The organism is Actinomadura sp. NAK00032 (assembly GCF_013364275.1).
Classification (GTDB): domain Bacteria; phylum Actinomycetota; class Actinomycetes; order Streptosporangiales; family Streptosporangiaceae; genus Spirillospora.
The window spans coordinates 2,600,071-2,617,528 of sequence record NZ_CP054932.1; the positions used below are offsets into that span (position 1 = coordinate 2,600,071).

Consider the following 17,458-nt stretch of genomic DNA (forward strand, 5'->3'; position numbering starts at 1 on the left):
TAACGCAGGTTTCTCGTCCCGCCGACCGGGGAACCCTTGTTCTGCATGCTGTACGTTGGGCATGGATTTGCTGACGGAGGGCTGTATGGTCGCCTGACCGGCGGAGCCTTCCGGTCCCGGCGCCGGAAGGCGCGGGGACGGGCCTCGCGCCCCGGATAGGAGTGAGCGCTCATGACGACATCCCGAGCAGCCTCCGAGACCTCGGGCGGGTCCGCCGGGAGTCCCCGGGCGGAGCCGGTCCCGCACAGCGAGCGCGTCACGGTCAACCTGACCGGCAAGGCCGTCCAGGCCCTCCAGCGCCTCCAGGAGCAGACCGGCTACAACAAGACCGACTGCATCAACCGCGCGCTGATCATCGCCGGCGAGATCGAGGGCATGTCCCGCGAGCCCGGCGCCTTCTACTGGCGCGAGACCCCCGACAGCGACCTCATGCTCGTCCGCTTCGTCTGACCCGGCGTCCGCGCCCGACGCCGCCCCGCCCGAGCCCGGCGGCCCCGCCACGTCGCCGGGGACCCGCCCGGCGCTGTAGCGCAGCCGCGTACGGTCGGCGGGCCAGACCGTCACGGTGATCGGACGCCTCGCCCCCGGTGGAGTACGCCGTCCGGACGGTCTCGAGGACGGTGTCCGCCGCGCGGTCGCCCAGGCCGAAGAACCGCTGCTCATCGTCGTCCGGGAGGCGGGCCCCGCTCTCGTCGTGGTGGCCGGCCTCGCGGTAGCCGAGGACCTCGCCGAGATGGGCGGCGCGCCTTCGGCGATGTCGCGCCAGCGGACGGGCGTCGCGCGGGCCATGGCATCGCGTCCCTTCGCGGCGGCGGTGGCGGGCACCGGAGCCGAGGGACTTGTGCGCGAAGAAGCGGCGGTCTCGCCGGCCGTGGCCGCTCTCGGACGGCCACGACCGGCGGGGCGCGGGTCAGGCGCGCCGCGTGCGCAGCGCGTCGAACAGCCCGTCCCGCGCGTCGGCCTCGCGGGTGACCAGCGGCAGCGCGGCACCGCTCTCGACCAGATCGGCGAGCGCGGGCGCGGACAGCAGGATCCCGCCGCCGAGGCGGCGCGCGTCGCGGAGCACGGTGCGCTCTCCCTGGCGGCCGGACACGTAGGCGCCGATCCTCCAGCCGGACTGAGAGGAGCGTGCAGATGATCGGCGGTTTGACCCTCTACCTGTGGATACTCGTCCCGGCCTCGCTGTTCCTGGCCCTCGTCGGCTACCTCGCCCTGATGGGGTACCGCACCCGGAGCGTCATCTTCCGCGCCGGCTCCGGCGGCCCGCCCCGCAGCCGCGCGGGGATGCTGGCCAACGTGGTGTCGCGCGACCACCCCGCCGCCGTCATCGAGACCGCGCCGGCCGTCGCGGGCCCGCAGCGGCCAGGAGTGTAGGAGGCCGAGATGGAGGAGACGCGGATCGCGGCGGCGGGGCGAGCGTTCGCCGCGACGACCCTCGACGAGCCGTCCGGGGCGGCGCACCCCCGGGTGGTGCTCACTCCGGTGCCGGAGGCCCGGACGTCCGGCGAGGCGCTGCCGCGCACGATGCGGATCGTGGTCACCGGGGCCGCGGCCCTGGTGATCGCGGCCGAGCTGCGCCACCGGCCGGACGCCCGGCCCGCCGTCCTCTGCGCGGCGGCCGCGCTCGCCGCGGCCGCCGCTCCGTGGCGGCGCTGACGCGGAACCGGTCGTTCGCACGAACGAGGATGTTTCCAGCGGTATTGGGGCGGCTGCGCAGAAAGTTCGCCAAACTCGGCTAAACCGGTGGCGGATTTCGTCAACGGCGTCCACTATGGGGTTCCGCACGGCACGCGTGGCATTCCCGCGTGCCCGCGCCCATCGAACCGACTCGCCGGAGTGATCGTATGCCCGCTCGACCCTGGACCCCCGAGGACCTTGGGCGTCCCACGGACGGGACATGGGCCGATGTCGCCTTCGGCCTGGGGGAGATGTACGAGCACGAGGGCGACCTGGAGCAGGCCGCCGGCTGGTACCGGCGGGCCGCCGAGTCCGGCTGCGCCGACGCCGCGCTGCGCCTCGGCGCCGTGCTGGGGCGGCTGGCCGACGCCGGGACCGCCGGCGACGCGGCCGGGGAGCTGATCGCCGAGGCCGCCCGCTGGCTCAGCGGCGCCCTCGACACCACCAGCCCGGACGCCATCGAGCTCATCACCGACATGCTCAACCGGCAGCTGCGGCAGGCCGCGCGCCGCGGGCTGGAGCCCGCCCCGGCGGGCTGACCCCCTCCGGACGCCGCCCGGTCGGTATGAACCGAACCGCTTCGCCCGTCGTCGGACTCCATGAGATCGACGACGGCGGAGGGTGGACGAGTTGAGCGGCGAGGAGCCCGGGTACGTGCCCCCGGACCACAAGACGACCGCCGAGTTCCGTGTCCCCGGCGGCCCGGCCGCGCGGGACGCGGGGACGGGCGGCGATGCCACCCTCGTCGACGAACCCGCGGACGGCCCGGCGGACTCGACGGTCCAGGACGTCCCGGTGGAGGAGCTGGCCGGTGCTCCGGACGTCACCCTCGGCGACCTCCCGGAAGACGACCCCGAGGACGATCCGGAAGACGACCCCGAGGACGATCCCGAAGCGACGTCGCGGGATCTCGCCGCCGAGGGCCCGGGCGTGACGTCCCGCGATGAGCCGGCGAAGGCGTCCGCGACCGTCTCCGACATCCGGCTCGAAGAGCACGCCCCGCCTCGGGAGGAGCCGGCACGGCCGGCGCCCCCGGCTCCGCCCGTGCCGCTCATGCGGGAGATGCCGTGGACGGAGCAGTTCGGCGCGGAGCAGGAGACGGCGGCTTCAGGCGCGGGCGATCCGGCGGCCGCCTTCGCCATGCCGGCACCGGACCTCGCCGGGACCGGCCCCCAGCCCGACGCGACCGCCCCGGCGGGGCCGGCCGGGGGAGTGCCGGCGGGGGGAGTGCCGCCGGCGCGCTCCAGGCGTCCGATGATCCTGATCGCCGTGGTCGGCGCCGTGGTGCTGCTGGCCGCCGCGGCGCTCGTGGTGCTCCTGTTCTCGGGGAGCGACTCGAAGGACGAGGAGGCCGCCCCGAAGCCGGCGTCTCCGGCGGCGTCCGCCCCCGCGACCGGCGGCCCGGCTCCGGTGCCGTCGTCCGGCGCGCCCTCCCCGGGCAAGACGCCGCCCGCGGCGCCGCCCGCGAACGGTCGGCCGCCCGCGGGGCAGCCCAGCGGGCCGCCGCCGGTGACCACCGTCCCGATCGGCCCGCTCGTCCGCGGCGACGGGATCACCTACCAGCTCGTCCAGCAGGACGAGGGGTACTTCGAAGGCAAGATGGTCATCACCAACCGCACCGGCCGTCCCATGAGGACGTGGACGCTGACGTTCAGCGCCCCCGGCGCGGACGTGAAGAACATTTGGGGCGCGGCGCTCGTGCACGGCGGCACCGAGGTGGAGATCCGGAACCTGGACGGCGCCCGCGCGATCCCGCCGGGCGGCACCTGGGAGATCCAGTACGGCGCGGCGGGACGGGCGTCCACCCCGAGGGGCTGCGAGCTCAACGGCGAGGCATGCGGCCTCTGACCGGGGTACTAGGCTCTCGACCATGCGTATCGCCAGGTTCTCCATCGACGAAGGCGTGTCCTTCGGTGTGGTGGAGGAGAACACCGTCGCCGCCATCGCGGCCCACCCGTTCGGTGAGCCGACGTTCACCGGGCAGCGCCTCCCGCTCGCCGACGTCCGGCTGCTCGCGCCGATCCTGCCCAGCAAGATCATCGCGATCGGGAAGAACTACGCCGACCACGTCCGCGAGATGGGCGGGGCCGAGCCGCCCGCCGAACCGGTGATCTTCTCCAAGCCGTCCACCGCCGTGATCGGCCCGGGCGAGGCGATCATGTACCCGGAGAAGCTGTCCGAGCGCGTCGACCACGAGGGCGAGCTCGCCGTCGTCATCGGCCGCCTGTGCCGCGAGGTGCCCGCCGCCCGCGCCGCCGAGGTCATCCTCGGCTACACCTGCGCCAACGACGTCACCGCCCGCGACCTCCAGCAGCGGGACGGGCAGTGGACGCGGGCCAAGGGCTTCGACACGTTCTGCCCCATCGGCCCCTGGATCGAGACCGAGATCGACCCCGCCGACCTGGCCATCACCACGTCCGTCAACGGCGAGGTCCGCCAGGACGCCCGGACGTCCCTGCTGCTGCACGGCATCCCGGCCCTCGTCGAGTACGTCAGCCAGGTCATGACGCTCCTGCCCGGCGACGTCATCCTCACCGGCACCCCCGCCGGCGTCGGCCCGATGGGGATCGGGGACGAGGTGACCGTCACCATCGAGGGCATCGGCAGCCTCACCAACCGCGTCGTCTCCCGCGACTAGCCATGGCGTTCGGCGGCTTCACCGACGAGGCGTTCGCGTTCTACGAGGGCTTGCAGAGCGACAACAGCAAGCCCTACTGGACGTCCCACAAGGCGACCTACGAGCGCCATGTTCGCGAACCGCTGGCCGAGCTGTGCGCCGAGCTCGAAGAGGAGTTCGGCGCGGTCAAGCTCTTCCGGCCGTACCGGGACGTCCGCTTCAGCAAGGACAAGACGCCCTACAAGACGCACCAGGGCGGCCACACCTCCGAGGGGTTCTACATCCAGGTCGACGCCGACGGCCTGATGGTCGCGGGCGGGATGTACGCGCCCACCCCCGAGCAGCTCCGCCGCTACCGCGAAGCCGTCGCGTCCGACACCTTCGGCGGCGAGCTCCAGGCCATCGTGGACGACCTCCGCGCCGCCGGCCTGGAGATCGCCGGCGACCGGCTCAAGACCCGCCCCCGCGGCACGCCCCCCGACCACCCGCGCCTCGAACTCCTGCGGCACCGCTCCCTCTACGCCCACACGGGCTGGCCCGCCGACCCCTGGGCGGCGGACCCCGGCGAGGTCCGCACGCGGGTACGGACCACCTGGCGGCGCCTGCGCCCCCTCGTGGACTGGGGCCGGCGGCACATCGGGCCGCCCGACTTCACCCGCTGAGACCCGCCCCGCCAATCGTTTTGGCGGTTCTCCCAAGACCCTGTATTCTCATCGAGGCGCGAGCGACCAGCCGGAAACGGAACGGAAGCTCGTACCTCACTGGGGTATGGTGTAATCGGCAGCACGAGTGATTCTGGTTCACTTAGTCTAGGTTCGAGTCCTGGTACCCCAGCTGCGTCCGTCCTGCAGGCGGACACACGCCCCCGTCGTCTAGTGGCCTAGGACGCCGCCCTCTCAAGGCGGTAACGGCGGTTCGAATCCGCTCGGGGGTACTTGCCTACGGCTGCTCATCGGCCGTTGGCCGATTTCGCCGCCGTCTGGTGTCCTCCAGGGGGCGACCCCCTGGAACCCCCCGATGTTCGGGCTTCGCCCTCACGGTGGCTGGGGCGTACTCGGGGATCTTCTTCTGCATCGCCCAAGAACGTTTTTTTGTGCGGGCATGCACAGTCTCTTGATCTGCCTCTCGCTTTGAAGCCGATGTGACGAGTCGGTGTGTTTGTTTGCTGGGGGCAGAGCGGCTGGCGCGGGTGGTGGGCGGCAGGGAAATCGGCGGTGTGCTTGGCGGCCGGGCTGTGTGGGAAGCGCTGGTCGTTGAAGGCTTGTGTCGTGCGTGGGCGTGGGTCGGGTGGGGCGTGCGGGGGAAATCTGGTCGAGGTGGGGGGCTGCGTCCGGTAGGCTGGGCGAGGCCCGGGCGGGAGATCGCGCCGGGTGAAATGTCCGGCCCCCGTCGTCTAGTGGCCTAGGACGCCGCCCTCTCAAGGCGGTAACGGCGGTTCGAATCCGCTCGGGGGTACACGTCCGCAGGGGAACCTGCGGCTTTTTCTTTTTCCGGGTGCGGTTTCCCCGGGCGATCATCACCGGCGTGCGTGGGTATGGGCGTGTCCATGAGCAGCGCTATGCGGGCCGTGCGGGTCGTCGGGTACGGCGAGGACCTGCGGATGGCGGAGGTGCCCGTTCCCGTGGCGGACGGGCCGTTCGACGTCGTGGTGAGGATCGGCGGGGCCGGGGTGTGCCGGACGGACCTGCACATCCTCGAAGGGCAATGGGCCGAGAAGTCCGGGGTGGAGCTGCCCTACACGATCGGGCACGAGAACGCCGGGTGGGTGCACGCCGTCGGGCCGGCGGTCACGAACGTCGCCGAGGGCGACAAGGTGATCCTGCATCCGATCGTCACCTGCGGGCTGTGCCGGGCGTGCCGGTCGGGGGACGACGTGCACTGCGCGGACAGCAGGTTCCCCGGCATCGACTCCGACGGCGGATACGCCGACTACCTGAAGACGTCCGCGCGCAGCGTGGTGAAGCTGGACGAGTCGCTGGAGCCGGCGGACGTCGCGGCGTTCGCCGACGCGGGCCTCACCGCCTACCACGCGGCGGCGAAGGCGGCGCGGCGGCTGACCCCGCGCGACCGGTGCGTGCTGATCGGGGCCGGGGGCCTCGGGCACATCGGCGTCCAGGTGCTCAAGGCGATCAGCCCGGCCGAGCTGATCGTGGTGGACCGCGAGCCGGACGCGGTGCGGCTGGCCGCCGAGATCGGCGCCGACCACGGGATCGTCGCGGACGGCGACCATGTCGGCGAGGTCCTCGACCGCACCGGTGGCGGCGCCGAGGTCGTCCTCGACTTCGTCGGCGAGGGCGGCACGACCGCCGAGGGCCTGCGGATGCTGCGCGAGGCGGGCGACTACCACGTGGTCGGCTACGGCGAGAACATCGACGTCCCCACGATCGACGTCATCTCCGCCGAGATCAACATCATCGGGAACCTCGTCGGCTCCTACAACGACCTGTGCGACCTGATGGCCCTCGCGGCCCGCGGCGCGGTCACGCTGCACACGCGCAAGTACGCGCTGGACGACTTCCAGTCCGCGGTCGGCGACCTGGACGCCGGACGCGTGCGGGGCCGCGCGATCCTCACGCCGTGAGGGCGGAGGCGGCGGTGCGCGGGCATGCCGGGCTGTACGCGCTCCCCGCCGCGGTCATGGTGCTGGTCACCGTGGACGTGCTCCTCGACGGCCCGCTCAGGCGGCTCGACTGGACCGTCCACGAGTTCTGCGACGCGCACGTGCGGGGCGGGCTGCTCACGGCCGTCCACCTGGTCACCAAGCTCGGCCAGCGCGGCGACCTGGTCGTGGTCATCGTTCCGCTGGCCGTCATCGCCTCCGTCCGGACGCGCTCGCCCCGCTGCCTCCTGGTGAGCGTGGTGATCGTCGGCGGGCTGTCGCTGCTGCAGACCGGCCTGAAGGCGGCGATCCCGCGGACCTATCCCTTCAGCGGCACCGACGTCCTGTTCGCCCACGGGAACGCCTATCCGTCCGGCCACACCCTCAACGCGTTCGTGCTCATCTGGCTCATCCTGGAGCTGCTGGTGATCGCGTTCCCGTCCGTCCGGCTGCCCGCGCACCGCCGCCGCGGCATCGCGCTGGCGGCGGGCTGCGTCACGGCCGCGGCGCTGACGGTGGCGGACGAGCACTGGCTCACCGACGTCCTGTTCAGCCTCGCCCTGGGCCCGGTTCTGCTGTCGCTGCTGATCCGGTGGCGCCCCCTCACCCGCGAGGGCGGACGCCGGCGAAGCCGCTGAACACCCACCCGTCCCACGCCGCCTCGGCGTCGGTCAGGACGAGGGTGGATCGGCCGCACGTGGTCGGCGGGCGAGGCGAACGCGAGGACCTCGCCCCGGGACGCGGCCAATTCGGCGGCGTTGAGCGCGGTGTCGAAGATGCGGGCGGTCTGCGTCCTGGCCGCGTAGGAGGCGCCGCCGTCCTTCTCCCACCAGCAGAAGGGGAAGCGGCGGCCTGCCGCTTCGTTGCCTTTGTGCATGCCGTTGAGGGAGCCCGCCATCACGTGGGCGGGGGCGAGGGCCTTGTCCTCGTCGCCCGGCGCCCATTCGGGGCCGTCGTGACCGGAACCGCCGCTGCGCTCGTTCCACCGTGGGTCGTCGTCATGGAGACGCATGGAAGGGAACCTCCCTGGGGGATGGGTGTTGGTGGACATGGTGGCGGAGGGACCCCCGGTCCCTCCGCCTTTTCGGTGGGTCAGGGGTGGGCTGGTTCCTTTGGTCGGTCGTGTGGTTTCGCGGCTGGGGTGCTGCGGGCGGGCCACCAGAAGCGGGGGCCCGTGTCCAGGGCCAGGGCGGGGACGATGACCGAGCGGACGAAGAAGGTGTCCAGGAGGACGCCGAGGGAGACCAGGACGCCGATCTGCACCATCATCGTGACCGGCATGGCGCCGAGGACGCCGAACGTGGCGGCGAGGACGAGTCCGGCGCTGGAGATGACGCCGCCGGTGACGCCGAGGCCGCGCAGGACGCCGGCGCGGTGGCCGGCGCGGCCCGCCTCCTCGCGGATGCGGGAGACGAGGAACAGGTTGTAGTCCACGCCCAGGGCGACCATGAACAGGAAGCCCATGAGCGCGACCTGGATGTCGAGGGCGGGGAAGCCGAACGCGTATCTGAACAGCAGCCAGGAGGCGCCGAGGGCGGCGAAGTAGGACGCGACGACGGTCGCGACCACCAGGAGCGGGGCGACCAGCGCGCGGAGCAGGACGATGAGGACCAGCAGCACGACGGCCAGGACGAGCGGGATCACCACCTTGCGGTCGTGGGCCTGGGCGTCGGCCAGGTCGATCTCGGCGGCGGTGCTCGCGCCGAACAGCGCGTCGGGGACGGCCGCGCGGAGGTCCCGGACGGTCCGCTTCGCCGCCGCGCTGTCGGGCGCCGCGGTGAGGACGACGTCGAAGCGGGTCAGGCGGCCGTCCGAGGAGGCCTGCGGCGCTCCCACGCGGGCCACGCCGGAGGCGTCGCGGAGCGCGGCGGTGACGGCGTCCGGCCGCTCGGTGATCACCTGGAGGGGGCGGCCCTGGCCGCCGGGGTAGTGCTGGGCGAGCAGCTTCTCGCCGATGGCGGAGCTGGGCGTGCTCGTGAGGAAGTGGGCGCGGTCCAAGCCGGTGCTGATGCCGAGGCAGGCGGCGGCCAGCGCGCCGAGGACGGCCAGGCCGCCCACCCAGACGAGGCGGGGGCGGGCCGCGATGCGGTGGCCGGCGCGGTCCCAGGCACCGCGGCCGGACGGGGCGTCGCCGTAGCGGGGGATGCGCGGCCAGAACACCCAGCGGCCGAGGACCACGAGGAGCGCGGGCAGCAGCGACATGACGACCAACAGGCCGCCGGCGACGCCGATGGCGCCGATCGGGCCGAGCGCGTAGTTGAAGCCCATGCGGGCGGCGAGCAGGCAGAGCAGGCCGAGCGAGACGGTCGCGGCGGACGCGGCGATGGGCGCGGCGGCGCGGCGCAGCGCGGCCCGCATCGCGTCGTGCCGGTCGGGGTGGCGGCGGAGCTCCTCGCGGTAGCGGGCGAGCAGGAGCAGCGCGTAGTCGGTCGAGACGCCGAACACGAGCGCGTTCAGGATCGTGGACGTCCCGTCGGCGACGTAGAGGCCGGCGTGCTCGCCGAGCAGGTAGACGACGGCGCCCGTCACCTGGAGGGCGATCGCCGCGTTGACGATCGGCAGCAGCCACAGGACCGGGCTGCGGTAGGTGAGCAGCAGCACGACGGCGACCAGCGCGACCGTGGCGATCAGGACGGGCTTGTCGACCTTCTCGAAGGCGTCCCCGATGTCGAGGGTGGCGCCCGCCGGGCCGGCCAGCCGCACGTCCAGGCCGGGCGGGGCGTTCGAGAAGGCCCGGTCGCGGAGCCGCTCGGCCCGGTCGGTGAGCGCGTCGTCGTCCGGCAGCGGCACGGTGAGCATCAGCGCCTCGCCGTCGGCGGACGGGACGGGCCGCCCGATCGGCCCGGCGGCCAGCGGGGCGAGGGCGCGCCGGTCGGCCTCGGCCTTCGCGCGGTCGGCCGGGGTGAGGCCCGCCGGCCGCACGTAGGCGATGACGCCCGGCGCGAGTTCGCCGCCGGGGAAGCGGGACACGAGTTCGTCGACCTCCGTCGACTGGGCGCCGCGCGGCAGTTCGGCCGACGACTTCGCCTGGACGACGTCCGAGAGGCGGCCGGCGAGGGGCGCCGCCAGGACCGTGACCACGATCCAGGTCAGCAGGACCGCCCATGTGAGCAGCCGCCGTTTGCGCGAGAGCAGCATGAGGTGCTCTCCTTTCCGGTGGGGGCTTGCGTTGCGTGGAACACGCCGTTCGGCGTGGTGACGCGGGCTTCCGCCCGTCCGGGCCGGCGAGGGGCAACTCGGCGGCCCGGGCTCTAGACCTCCGGGAACGCCAGGAACCTGGCGTGGAGGGTGCGCGCGCCGGGCGGCGGGTCGTCGTCGGCGCGCTTGTAGCGGTAGAGGAGCGCGATGTACTCCTCGAAGAAGGGGCGCACCTGGTCGGGCGTCAGCGTGACGGTGCCGAACGAGTACAGCAGCGCGTCCGCCCAGGGCCCGAGACCGTCGCGTTCGCGCAGGTAGCGGTCGAGCATCTCCAGCTCGTTCGCGAACTCCAGCCGGGTCACCTCGGCCACGGCCGCCCGCATCTGCGGCGACTGCTCGCGGTGGGGCGGCAGCCGCCGGTCGGCGGGCACCGCCCGCCACCAGCGCTCCCGCCCGCGCGCCAGCTCCGGGACCTCCTCGACGAACCCGTGCTTGGCGAACTGCCGCAGGTGGTAGCTCGTCGACCCGGTGCTCTCGCCGAGCTCGCGGGCGAGGGTGGTGGACGAGGCGGGCCCGCGCCGCAGCACCTCGGCGATCCGCTGCCGCAGCGGGTGCGCGAGCAGCCGCACCTGCGCCGGATCGGTGATCACCTCGGGAGTCGGTTGCTCCTTCATGCCGCTGACGCTAGGAGTTGCAAAGGCCCTTTGCAACGGGTCTCGGCAAAGTTCGGCGGCGGGAGGGAGGGGCTGCGACCTGAGGGGGAGGCACCGCCTGGCTCTCCGGTCCCGCCCGGCGCGTGTCCTTGGCTGACGAGCGTTGATGTGGTCAACTAAAATCACTGACATGGGGAGGGGCATGATGCGCGAGCACGCGGACGCACCGGACGCACCGGGGGCGTCGCTGGCCGAGAAGGTCGAGTGGCTGATCCGGAACCTGTGGCCGGCGGACGCCGCGCCGCCGCGCAACAACGTCGAGACGGCCGCCGCCATCGCGAGCGCCACCGGCGAGGACATCTCGTCCACGACCGTCTGGAAGCTGCGCACCGGCCGGCAGGAGAACCCGCAGCTGAAGACGCTGACCGCGCTCGCCACGTTCTTCGGCGTGCCGATCGGCTACTTCGGCTTCGCCGGCGAGTCCGCGCCGATCGGCGACGACCTCACGATCCAGGCGCTGCGGCGGGACGTGGAGCAGGGCGTCATCCGGCCGGAGGTGCTGCGCGCCCTCGTCGACCTGTCCCCGCAGGCCCGCTGGGTCGTGGACGAGATGATCCTCGCCGCCGCGGCGGCCGACCGCGACCGCAACGCCTAGGGCGGACGCCGACCGGGCCGGACATTCCGGGCCGGGGCGATGTTTCGCGACCCTCCTGATCAGGTAGAGGCGGACTAGTCGGTCCACTGATACCCCGGAGGGGCAATGCCGCCGTACGCCGTCGCCCTCTCGGTGGTCGGCCTGGTCCTCGCGCTCGTCGCGGGCGTGTACGCGGCCTCGTCCGCGCTGGCGCCGCGCGGGTTCGGGAGCGGGCCGTTCCTGTCGGGGGCGCGCCCGGCCGAGCACGCGCTGTCCCGCTACCACGTGCGCTGGTACACGGTGTCGATGGTCTTCCTGGCCTTCGACATGGAGATGGTCTTCATGTACCCGTGGGCGCTCGTCGTCGCGTCGGTGGGCGTGAAGGCGGTCGTGGAGATGTTCGCGTTCCTGGCGCTGCTGCTGGTCGGCGTCCTCTACGCGTGGCGGGAGGGGGCGCTGCGGTGGACGTGACGGGCGACCCGCGCCCGTTCGTCGTGGCGGCGGCGGACGGCACAGCGGACCGGCTCGCGGTCGAGGCCGAACTGCGGCGGCGCCGGTGGCGGCCCGCGCTCGCCCCCGCCGAGACGGGCACGCTCGTCGTCTGCGGCCGTCCCGGGCCGGCGCTGGCCGAGGCCATCGAGACCGTCTGGCGCGACATGCCGGAGCCGAGGCGGCGCGGGCTGGACGGTGCGGGCGGAGGCGGGGAGCGCCCTGCGCTGGAGTCCGGTGCGGAGATGGCCGACCGGGCCGACGACCGGGACGGGCTGCGGCTGGACGTCCTGCACGTGCCGCTCGGGCCGGTGCTGCCCTACTGGCCCGCCGGGCTGCGCCTCGACCTGACGTTGCAGGGGGACGTCGTCCAGGCCGCGGAGGCCACGGCGGTCGACCGGGCGGACGGGACCTTCTGGACCGACGACCGGCGCGTCGCGGCCCGCCTCGACAGCCTCTCCCGGTTCCTGCGCGTCGCCGGCTGGGACGCGGCGGCGGAACGGGCCGCCGTGCTGCGCGACGAGGCCCTGGCCGGCGGCCTCGCGCCCGAGCGGTCGGCGCCGTTCACCCGCGGGGTCCGGCGCTCGGTCGTCCTGCGGTGGATGACACGGGGGCTCGGCGGGGTCCGGGAGCGGGTCGAGGGATGGCTCCGGGAGATCGAAGGCGAGGACGCGCGGCGGCCGATACCGGCGGCGGAGGCGCTCGACGCGCTGCCGTCCCTGCTGGAGGGGGCCGAGCTGGGCGAGGCGCGGCTGATCGTGGCGAGCCTCGACCCCGATCTGGGGGCGCTCGCCGATGGTTGAGGTGGTCGTCATCGGTGCGCTGGCGGTCGCGGCGGCGACGCTGAGCGGGGCGCTCGCCGGACGTCCGGCCGCGCCGTTCCAGGAGGCGGTGCGGCTGCTGACCCTGCAGCGGCGCGCCACCCACCGCGCCGACCGGCTGCTGACCACGGTCGGCGTGGTGTCGCTGCCGGTGGCGGCGGCGCTCGCGGCGCTGGTGGTGCCCTTCGGCGACCGGGTGGCCGTCGGGTCGAGCGTCGGCGTCGTCTGGTTCAACGCCATGGAGGTCGTGGCCTGGGCCTCGGTGTGGCTCGCCGGATGGGGCGTCAACTCGGCGTACGCGCTGGTCGGCGGGTACCGGTTCCTCGCGCAGGGCCTCGCCTACGAGCTGCCGCACATGTTCGCGCTCATCACCGCCGCGCTGGGCGCCCACTCGCTGGACCTGCGGGTCATCGCGGCGGCGCAGCACGGCCTGTGGTTCGCGGTCTGGATGCCGGTCGCGTTCGCCGTCTACCTGCTCTCGACGCTGGCGATGACGTTCTGGGGGCCGCTCGGGCATCCGGTGGGCGGCGACCTCGCCGGGGGCGCGATGGCGGAGCTGTCCGGCCCCGACCGGCTCGTCCTCCTGGCCGGCCGGTACGGGCTGCTCGCGGTGGCGGCGGCTGTCGCCGTCCCGCTGTTCCTCGGCGGCGGCGCGGGTCCGCTGCTGCCCGGGTGGCTGTGGTCGCTGGTGAAGGCGTGCGCCGTCCTGGCCCTGCTGGTGTGGACGCGCGGGCGGGTGCCCGTGCTGCGCATGGACCGGGCCATGGCGGCGGCGTGGACGGTGCTGATCCCCGCCGTGCTGCTGCAGATGCTCGTCGTCGGGATCGTCGTGGTCTGAAGGATCGGCTGAGAGGAGGGAGCCCATGGAGGACGCCGCGTTCTGGGTGCTCGCCGTGCTCGCGGTCGCGGCCGGCGCCGCGGTGTTCGTCGTCGACTCGATGGCGCGGGCGACGTTCGCGCTGCTCGCGTCCTTCCTGTGCGTGGGCGCGGAACTGCTGCTGATCGACCTGCACTACCTCGGCGTGCTGGTCGTGCTCATGATGATCATGGAGATGCTGGTGATGGCGGTCTTCATGGTCATGTACATGATGAACCCGGCCGGGCTGATGCCGATGACGATGATGCACAACGCGCGCGGCGCGGCCGGGATCTCGGTCGCCCTGTTCGCCGCCCTCGCCGCCGGGATCTTCGCGGTGCCGTGGCCGGAGCGCGCGGGCCGCCCGCCCCGCGACCCGACGTTCGCGCTCGGCGAGTCGATCATGGGGCCGAAGATGCTGGTCATGATGGTGATCGGGATCGCGATCCTGGCCACCATGATCGCCGCGGTGGTGCTGGCGACGCATCGGGGGCGGTACGGCGATGACGCTTGAGACGTTCCTGCTGCTGGCCGCCGCGCTGTTCTGCGTCGGGCTGTTCGGCGCGCTGTCCCAGCAGTCGGTCGTGATGCTGATGATGGGCCTCGAACTGATGATCAACGGCGTGGTGGTCGCGGCGGCGGGGTTCTGGTTCTGGGTGTCGCCCGGCCTGCCGGACGGTCAGGTCCTCGTGCTGGTCGCGATCACCGTGATGGCGCTGGAGATGGCGATGGGCTTCGCCGTGGTCACCGCCCTCTTCCGGGCGCGCGACGTGGACATGACCGATGACGCGGGGGATCTCAAAGGATGAGCGAAGCGAACCGGGGGGTGTGGGGGGTCGCCCCCCACAGGGAGCAGGGATGATCCTCCGGCTGGGCGGGTTGGCGGTGGACGGGTTGTCCGCCGTGCTGCTGGTGACCCTCGCCGTCGTCCTGGTCGCGGTGCTGGTGTTCGCGGCGGGGGAGCGGTACGGGGTCCGCTTCTACGCGCTGATGCTGCTGTTCGCGGCGGCGATGGCGGTCACGGTCACCGCCACGGACCTGCTCATGCTGCTGATGGGCTGGGAGGTCATGGGCGCGATGTCGTACGCGCTCATCGGCTACGCGTGGCCGGACGCCGGACGGGTCCGGTCGGCGGACGTGGCGTTCCTGACGACCCGGGCCGCCGACATGGGCCTGTACGCGGCGGCCGGCTTCGCGCTCGCGGGCGCGCACTCGCTGCGGCTCGACGCGCTCGCGCAGGCGGACGTCCCCTGGCGGGACCTGATCGCGGCGGGGATCGTGGTGTCCGCGCTGGGCAAGTCGGCGCAGCTGCCGTTCTCGTTCTGGCTGGCGCGGGCCATGGCGGGCCCGAGTCCGGTGTCGGCGCTGCTGCATTCGGCCACGATGGTCGCCGCCGGCGCGTACCTGCTGATGCGCGTCCATCCGCTGCTGGCCGCGACCGGCTGGGCGGACACGCTCGTGGCGTGGGCGGGCGCGGTGACCGCCCTGGTGCTGGGCGCCGTCGCGCTCGCACAGCAGGACCTCAAGCAGCTCCTCGCCGCGTCCACGTGCGCGCAGATCGGGTTCATGGTGCTGGGCGCCGGCGCGGGCTCGGTCGGCGGGGCGACGGCCCACCTCGTCGCGCACGCGGCGGTGAAGAGCCTGCTGTTCCTCTGCGCGGGCGCCTGGCTGACCGCCCTCGGGACCGAGCGGCTGGACGACCTGCGCGGCGCGGCACGGCGGCACCGCCTCGTCGGCGCCGCGTTCGGCGTCGGGGCGCTGGCGCTGGCGGGCGTCCCGCCGCTGTCGCTGTGGGTGACGAAGGACGAGGTGCTGCGCGGGCTGCCCGCCGGGCTGCTCGCGGTGGCGCTCGCGGCGTCGGTGCTGTCGGCCGCCTATGCGGCGAAGGCGCTGTTCGCGGTGTTCCGTCCCGCCGAGGGCGCGGCGCTTGGAGTGCCGGTCCTCGGGCAGGCTCCGCTGGTCGTGCTGGCCTTCGCGGCAGCGGTGCTCGGGGTGCTGGGGCTGCCCGCGGTGGCGGACGCCTGGCGCGACATGCTCGGCATGCCGCACGAGGGCGGCCCCGACCTCTGGGTGCTCGTCCTGTCCGGTGCCCTGGCGGTGCTGACGGCCGGCGCGGTCGGCGCCGCCCGGCGGATCCCGGCGCCCGGGTGGGCGGCGGAGTGGCTGTACCTGGAGCGGGCCGCCGGCGCCGTCGTCGTCCGTCCGGCGTTCGCCGCCGCGCGGGCGCTGGCCCGGTTCGACGACCGGGTCGTGGACGGCGCCGTCCGGGGCGCCGCGCGGGGCGGCCGGTGGGCGGCGGGCCTGGCCGGGCGCCGGGTCGAGATCCGGGTGGACGGCGTGACGGCCCTCGTTGCGCGCGCCGCCCGCGCGCTCGCCGGCCTGGCCCGCCGCCCGCAGACCGGGCAGGTGCACCTGTACTACGCCCAGGCCGCGGTGGTGCTCGCGGTGCTCGTCGTCGTCGCGGTCCTGGCCGGGTGAGCCGATGCTGACACTGGTGATCTTCCTGCCCGTCCTGGTCGCGGCCGTGCTGCCCGCCGTCCCGCGCCGCGCGGTGCCGTGGACGTGGACCGCCGTCAGCCTCGCCGAGGTCGCGCTCGTCGCCTGGATGTGGGCCGCGCACGGCACGGGCGGCGGGCTCTCCTACGAGACCGACGCGCGGTGGATCCCGTCCGTCGGGGCCGGCTACCACGTCGGCGTGGACGGCCTGTCGCTGCCGCTGCTCGCCCTCACCGCCGTGCTGTTCGCGGCCTGCGCGGTGTACTCGCTGAGGCAGACGCACCGGGTGCGGGCGTTCGCGATGCTGTTCCTCTTCCTGGAGACGGTGTGCCTCGGCCTGTTCGCGGCCCTCGACCTCCTGCTGTTCTTCGTGTTCTTCGACCTGTCGATCGTCGGCATGTACTTCGTGATCCTGCTGTGGGGGCACGGCGACAGGTCGCGGTCGGCGCTGAAGTTCTTCCTCTACACCTTCCTCGGCTCGCTGGTCCTGCTCCTCGGCTTCATCGGCCTCTACCTCGGCGCCGACCCCAACACCTTCGACATGGTCGAGCTGACCCGGAACCCGCCGCCGCAGGGCGGGCTCGCCGGACTGACGCTGATTGCCGTCGCGATCGGGCTCGGCATCAAGACGCCGGTCGTCCCGTTCCACACCTGGCTGCCGCCCGCGCACACCGACGCGCCCGCCGCCGGGTCGGCGATCCTCGCCGGGGTGATGCTGAAGATGGGCACCTACGGCCTCGTCCGGATCGCGATGCCGATGCTGCCGGACGCCTGGCGCCGCTACGCCCTCGTCTTCCTGGTCGTCGGGCTGGTCAGCGTCCTGTACGGGGCACTGGTCGCGCTCGCGCAGGACAACGTCAAGCGGCTCATCGCCTACACGTCCGTGAACCACATGGGCTACATCGTCCTCGCGCTGGGCGCGGCCGGGTACGCCTCCGGCGACGCCGACGCGCGGCGCCTCGCGGTGACCGGCGCGGTGACGCAGATGGTCAGCCACGGGCTCGTCACCGGTGCGCTGTTCCTGCTGGCCGGGGTCCTGCACGACCGGGCCGGCGGCTACGACCTCGGCCGGTTCGGCGGGATCGCGCGGGACGCGCCGGTGTTCGCGTGGCTGTTCGCGGTGGCGGCGTTCGCCTCGCTCGGGCTGCCCGGCCTGTCCGGGTTCATCGCCGAGTTCCAGATCTTCGCCGGGACGATCGGGAGCGGCACGACCGCCGCCGCCGTCACCGGCGCGCTCGCCGTCGTCGGCATCCTGATCACGGCCGGGCTGTTCCTGCGCGTCCTGCACCGGGCCGTGCTCGGGCCGCCCGGCGAGCTGACCGGCCGGGTCACCGACCTGCGCCGGCCCGAGCTGGCGGCGCTCGCCCCGCTGCTGCTCCTGTCGCTGCTCATCGGCGTGGTGCCGCGCGGCCTGCTCGACACGATCGAGCCCGTCTCGGCCGCCGTCATCGGGCTCGTGGGACGGTGACGCGGGACGG

The 17,458-nt window shown here is 73.7% G+C and carries 20 protein-coding genes, 3 tRNA genes and 1 pseudogene; 20 read left to right on the forward strand and 4 right to left on the reverse strand.

Annotation, left to right across the window (positions count from 1 at the left end):
* The first annotated feature begins 171 nt into the window (after positions 1–171).
* Entirely contained in the window at positions 172–450 is a 279-nt protein-coding gene (locus HUT06_RS12115) for a hypothetical protein (protein WP_217711288.1), read from the forward strand.
* Positions 451–910: 460 nt separating this feature from the next.
* Here HUT06_RS12115 and HUT06_RS12120 read toward each other — a convergent pair whose 3' ends face one another.
* Positions 911–1,093 (reverse strand): hypothetical protein, encoded by a 183-nt coding sequence (locus tag HUT06_RS12120; protein WP_176195814.1) that lies wholly within the window; start codon positions 1,091–1,093, stop codon positions 911–913.
* Between the two features lie 41 nt (positions 1,094–1,134).
* Here HUT06_RS12120 and HUT06_RS12125 point away from each other — a divergent pair, with 41 nt between their 5' ends.
* From HUT06_RS12125 to HUT06_RS12175, 11 genes are all read left to right on the forward strand, one after another.
* A complete protein-coding gene (locus HUT06_RS12125) occupies positions 1,135–1,374 on the forward strand; it encodes a hypothetical protein (protein ID WP_176195815.1) in 240 nt (79 codons plus the stop codon).
* Positions 1,375–1,383: 9 nt separating this feature from the next.
* Positions 1,384–1,656 carry a hypothetical protein gene (locus HUT06_RS12130; protein WP_176195816.1) on the forward strand — a complete coding sequence of 91 codons (273 nt, stop codon included), beginning with the start codon at positions 1,384–1,386 and terminating at the stop codon, positions 1,654–1,656.
* A gap of 188 nt (positions 1,657–1,844) precedes the next feature.
* Positions 1,845–2,216, forward strand: coding sequence for an SEL1-like repeat protein (locus HUT06_RS12135; protein WP_176195817.1), 372 nt, complete (start codon positions 1,845–1,847; stop codon positions 2,214–2,216).
* A gap of 82 nt (positions 2,217–2,298) precedes the next feature.
* Positions 2,299–3,525 carry a cellulose binding domain-containing protein gene (locus HUT06_RS12140; RefSeq protein ID WP_217711289.1) on the forward strand — a complete coding sequence of 409 codons (1,227 nt, stop codon included), beginning with the start codon at positions 2,299–2,301 and terminating at the stop codon, positions 3,523–3,525.
* A 22-nt stretch (positions 3,526–3,547) separates the two neighbouring features.
* Positions 3,548–4,315, forward strand: a complete 768-nt coding sequence (locus tag HUT06_RS12145; protein ID WP_176195819.1) for a fumarylacetoacetate hydrolase family protein — start codon at positions 3,548–3,550, stop codon at positions 4,313–4,315.
* Positions 4,316–4,317: 2 nt separating this feature from the next.
* Positions 4,318–4,956 carry a DUF2461 domain-containing protein gene (locus HUT06_RS12150; protein ID WP_176195820.1) on the forward strand — a complete coding sequence of 213 codons (639 nt, stop codon included), beginning with the start codon at positions 4,318–4,320 and terminating at the stop codon, positions 4,954–4,956.
* A 100-nt stretch (positions 4,957–5,056) separates the two neighbouring features.
* Positions 5,057–5,128, forward strand: a tRNA-Gln gene (locus HUT06_RS12155).
* A 27-nt stretch (positions 5,129–5,155) separates the two neighbouring features.
* Positions 5,156–5,228, forward strand: a tRNA-Glu gene (locus tag HUT06_RS12160).
* A gap of 448 nt (positions 5,229–5,676) precedes the next feature.
* Positions 5,677–5,749: transfer RNA gene (locus HUT06_RS12165), tRNA-Glu, on the forward strand.
* Between the two features lie 103 nt (positions 5,750–5,852).
* Positions 5,853–6,875 carry an NAD(P)-dependent alcohol dehydrogenase gene (locus tag HUT06_RS12170; RefSeq protein ID WP_176201316.1) on the forward strand — a complete coding sequence of 341 codons (1,023 nt, stop codon included), beginning with the start codon at positions 5,853–5,855 and terminating at the stop codon, positions 6,873–6,875.
* Positions 6,872–7,531: a phosphatase PAP2 family protein gene (locus HUT06_RS12175; protein WP_176195821.1), complete on the forward strand. Its 660-nt coding sequence runs from the start codon at positions 6,872–6,874 to the stop codon at positions 7,529–7,531. The genes HUT06_RS12170 and HUT06_RS12175 overlap by 4 nt, the downstream gene beginning before the upstream one ends.
* A 128-nt stretch (positions 7,532–7,659) precedes the next feature.
* Here HUT06_RS12175 and HUT06_RS45590 read toward each other — a convergent pair.
* The 3 genes and pseudogenes from HUT06_RS45590 to HUT06_RS12185 all read right to left on the reverse strand — a co-directional run.
* Positions 7,660–7,944, reverse strand: a pseudogene (locus HUT06_RS45590) (DUF6416 domain-containing protein); the annotation flags it as partial.
* Between the two features lie 41 nt (positions 7,945–7,985).
* Positions 7,986–10,031: an MMPL family transporter gene (locus tag HUT06_RS12180; RefSeq protein WP_176195822.1), complete on the reverse strand. Its 2,046-nt coding sequence runs from the start codon at positions 10,029–10,031 to the stop codon at positions 7,986–7,988.
* A 113-nt stretch (positions 10,032–10,144) separates the two neighbouring features.
* Positions 10,145–10,705, reverse strand: a complete 561-nt coding sequence (locus tag HUT06_RS12185) for a helix-turn-helix domain-containing protein (protein WP_176195823.1) — start codon at positions 10,703–10,705, stop codon at positions 10,145–10,147.
* 169 nt (positions 10,706–10,874) lie between these two features.
* Between HUT06_RS12185 and HUT06_RS12190 the strand changes: the two genes are divergently transcribed.
* The 8 genes from HUT06_RS12190 to HUT06_RS12225 all read left to right on the forward strand — a co-directional run bounded on the left by HUT06_RS12190 (position 10,875) and on the right by HUT06_RS12225 (position 17,448).
* Positions 10,875–11,339, forward strand: coding sequence for a helix-turn-helix transcriptional regulator (locus tag HUT06_RS12190; RefSeq protein ID WP_176195824.1), 465 nt, complete (start codon positions 10,875–10,877; stop codon positions 11,337–11,339).
* 105 nt (positions 11,340–11,444) lie between these two features.
* Positions 11,445–11,789, forward strand: coding sequence for an NADH-quinone oxidoreductase subunit A (locus tag HUT06_RS12195; protein ID WP_176195825.1), 345 nt, complete (start codon positions 11,445–11,447; stop codon positions 11,787–11,789).
* Positions 11,780–12,610, forward strand: coding sequence for a hypothetical protein (locus HUT06_RS12200; RefSeq protein WP_176195826.1), 831 nt, complete (start codon positions 11,780–11,782; stop codon positions 12,608–12,610). The genes HUT06_RS12195 and HUT06_RS12200 overlap by 10 nt, the downstream gene beginning before the upstream one ends.
* Positions 12,603–13,466: an NADH-quinone oxidoreductase subunit H gene (locus HUT06_RS12205; RefSeq protein WP_176195827.1), complete on the forward strand. Its 864-nt coding sequence runs from the start codon at positions 12,603–12,605 to the stop codon at positions 13,464–13,466. Before HUT06_RS12200 ends, HUT06_RS12205 begins: the two co-directional genes overlap by 8 nt.
* A gap of 25 nt (positions 13,467–13,491) precedes the next feature.
* Positions 13,492–13,998 carry an NADH-quinone oxidoreductase subunit J gene (locus HUT06_RS12210; protein ID WP_176195828.1) on the forward strand — a complete coding sequence of 169 codons (507 nt, stop codon included), beginning with the start codon at positions 13,492–13,494 and terminating at the stop codon, positions 13,996–13,998.
* Positions 13,988–14,293 (forward strand): NADH-quinone oxidoreductase subunit NuoK, encoded by a 306-nt coding sequence (nuoK, locus tag HUT06_RS12215; protein WP_176195829.1) that lies wholly within the window; start codon positions 13,988–13,990, stop codon positions 14,291–14,293. Before HUT06_RS12210 ends, nuoK begins: the two co-directional genes overlap by 11 nt.
* Positions 14,294–14,342: 49 nt before the next feature.
* Positions 14,343–15,962 (forward strand): NADH-quinone oxidoreductase subunit L, encoded by a 1,620-nt coding sequence (locus tag HUT06_RS12220; RefSeq protein ID WP_254715134.1) that lies wholly within the window; start codon positions 14,343–14,345, stop codon positions 15,960–15,962.
* Positions 15,963–15,966: 4 nt separating this feature from the next.
* Positions 15,967–17,448 (forward strand): NuoM family protein, encoded by a 1,482-nt coding sequence (locus HUT06_RS12225; RefSeq protein ID WP_176195831.1) that lies wholly within the window; start codon positions 15,967–15,969, stop codon positions 17,446–17,448.
* The last annotated feature ends 10 nt before the right edge of the window (positions 17,449–17,458 follow it).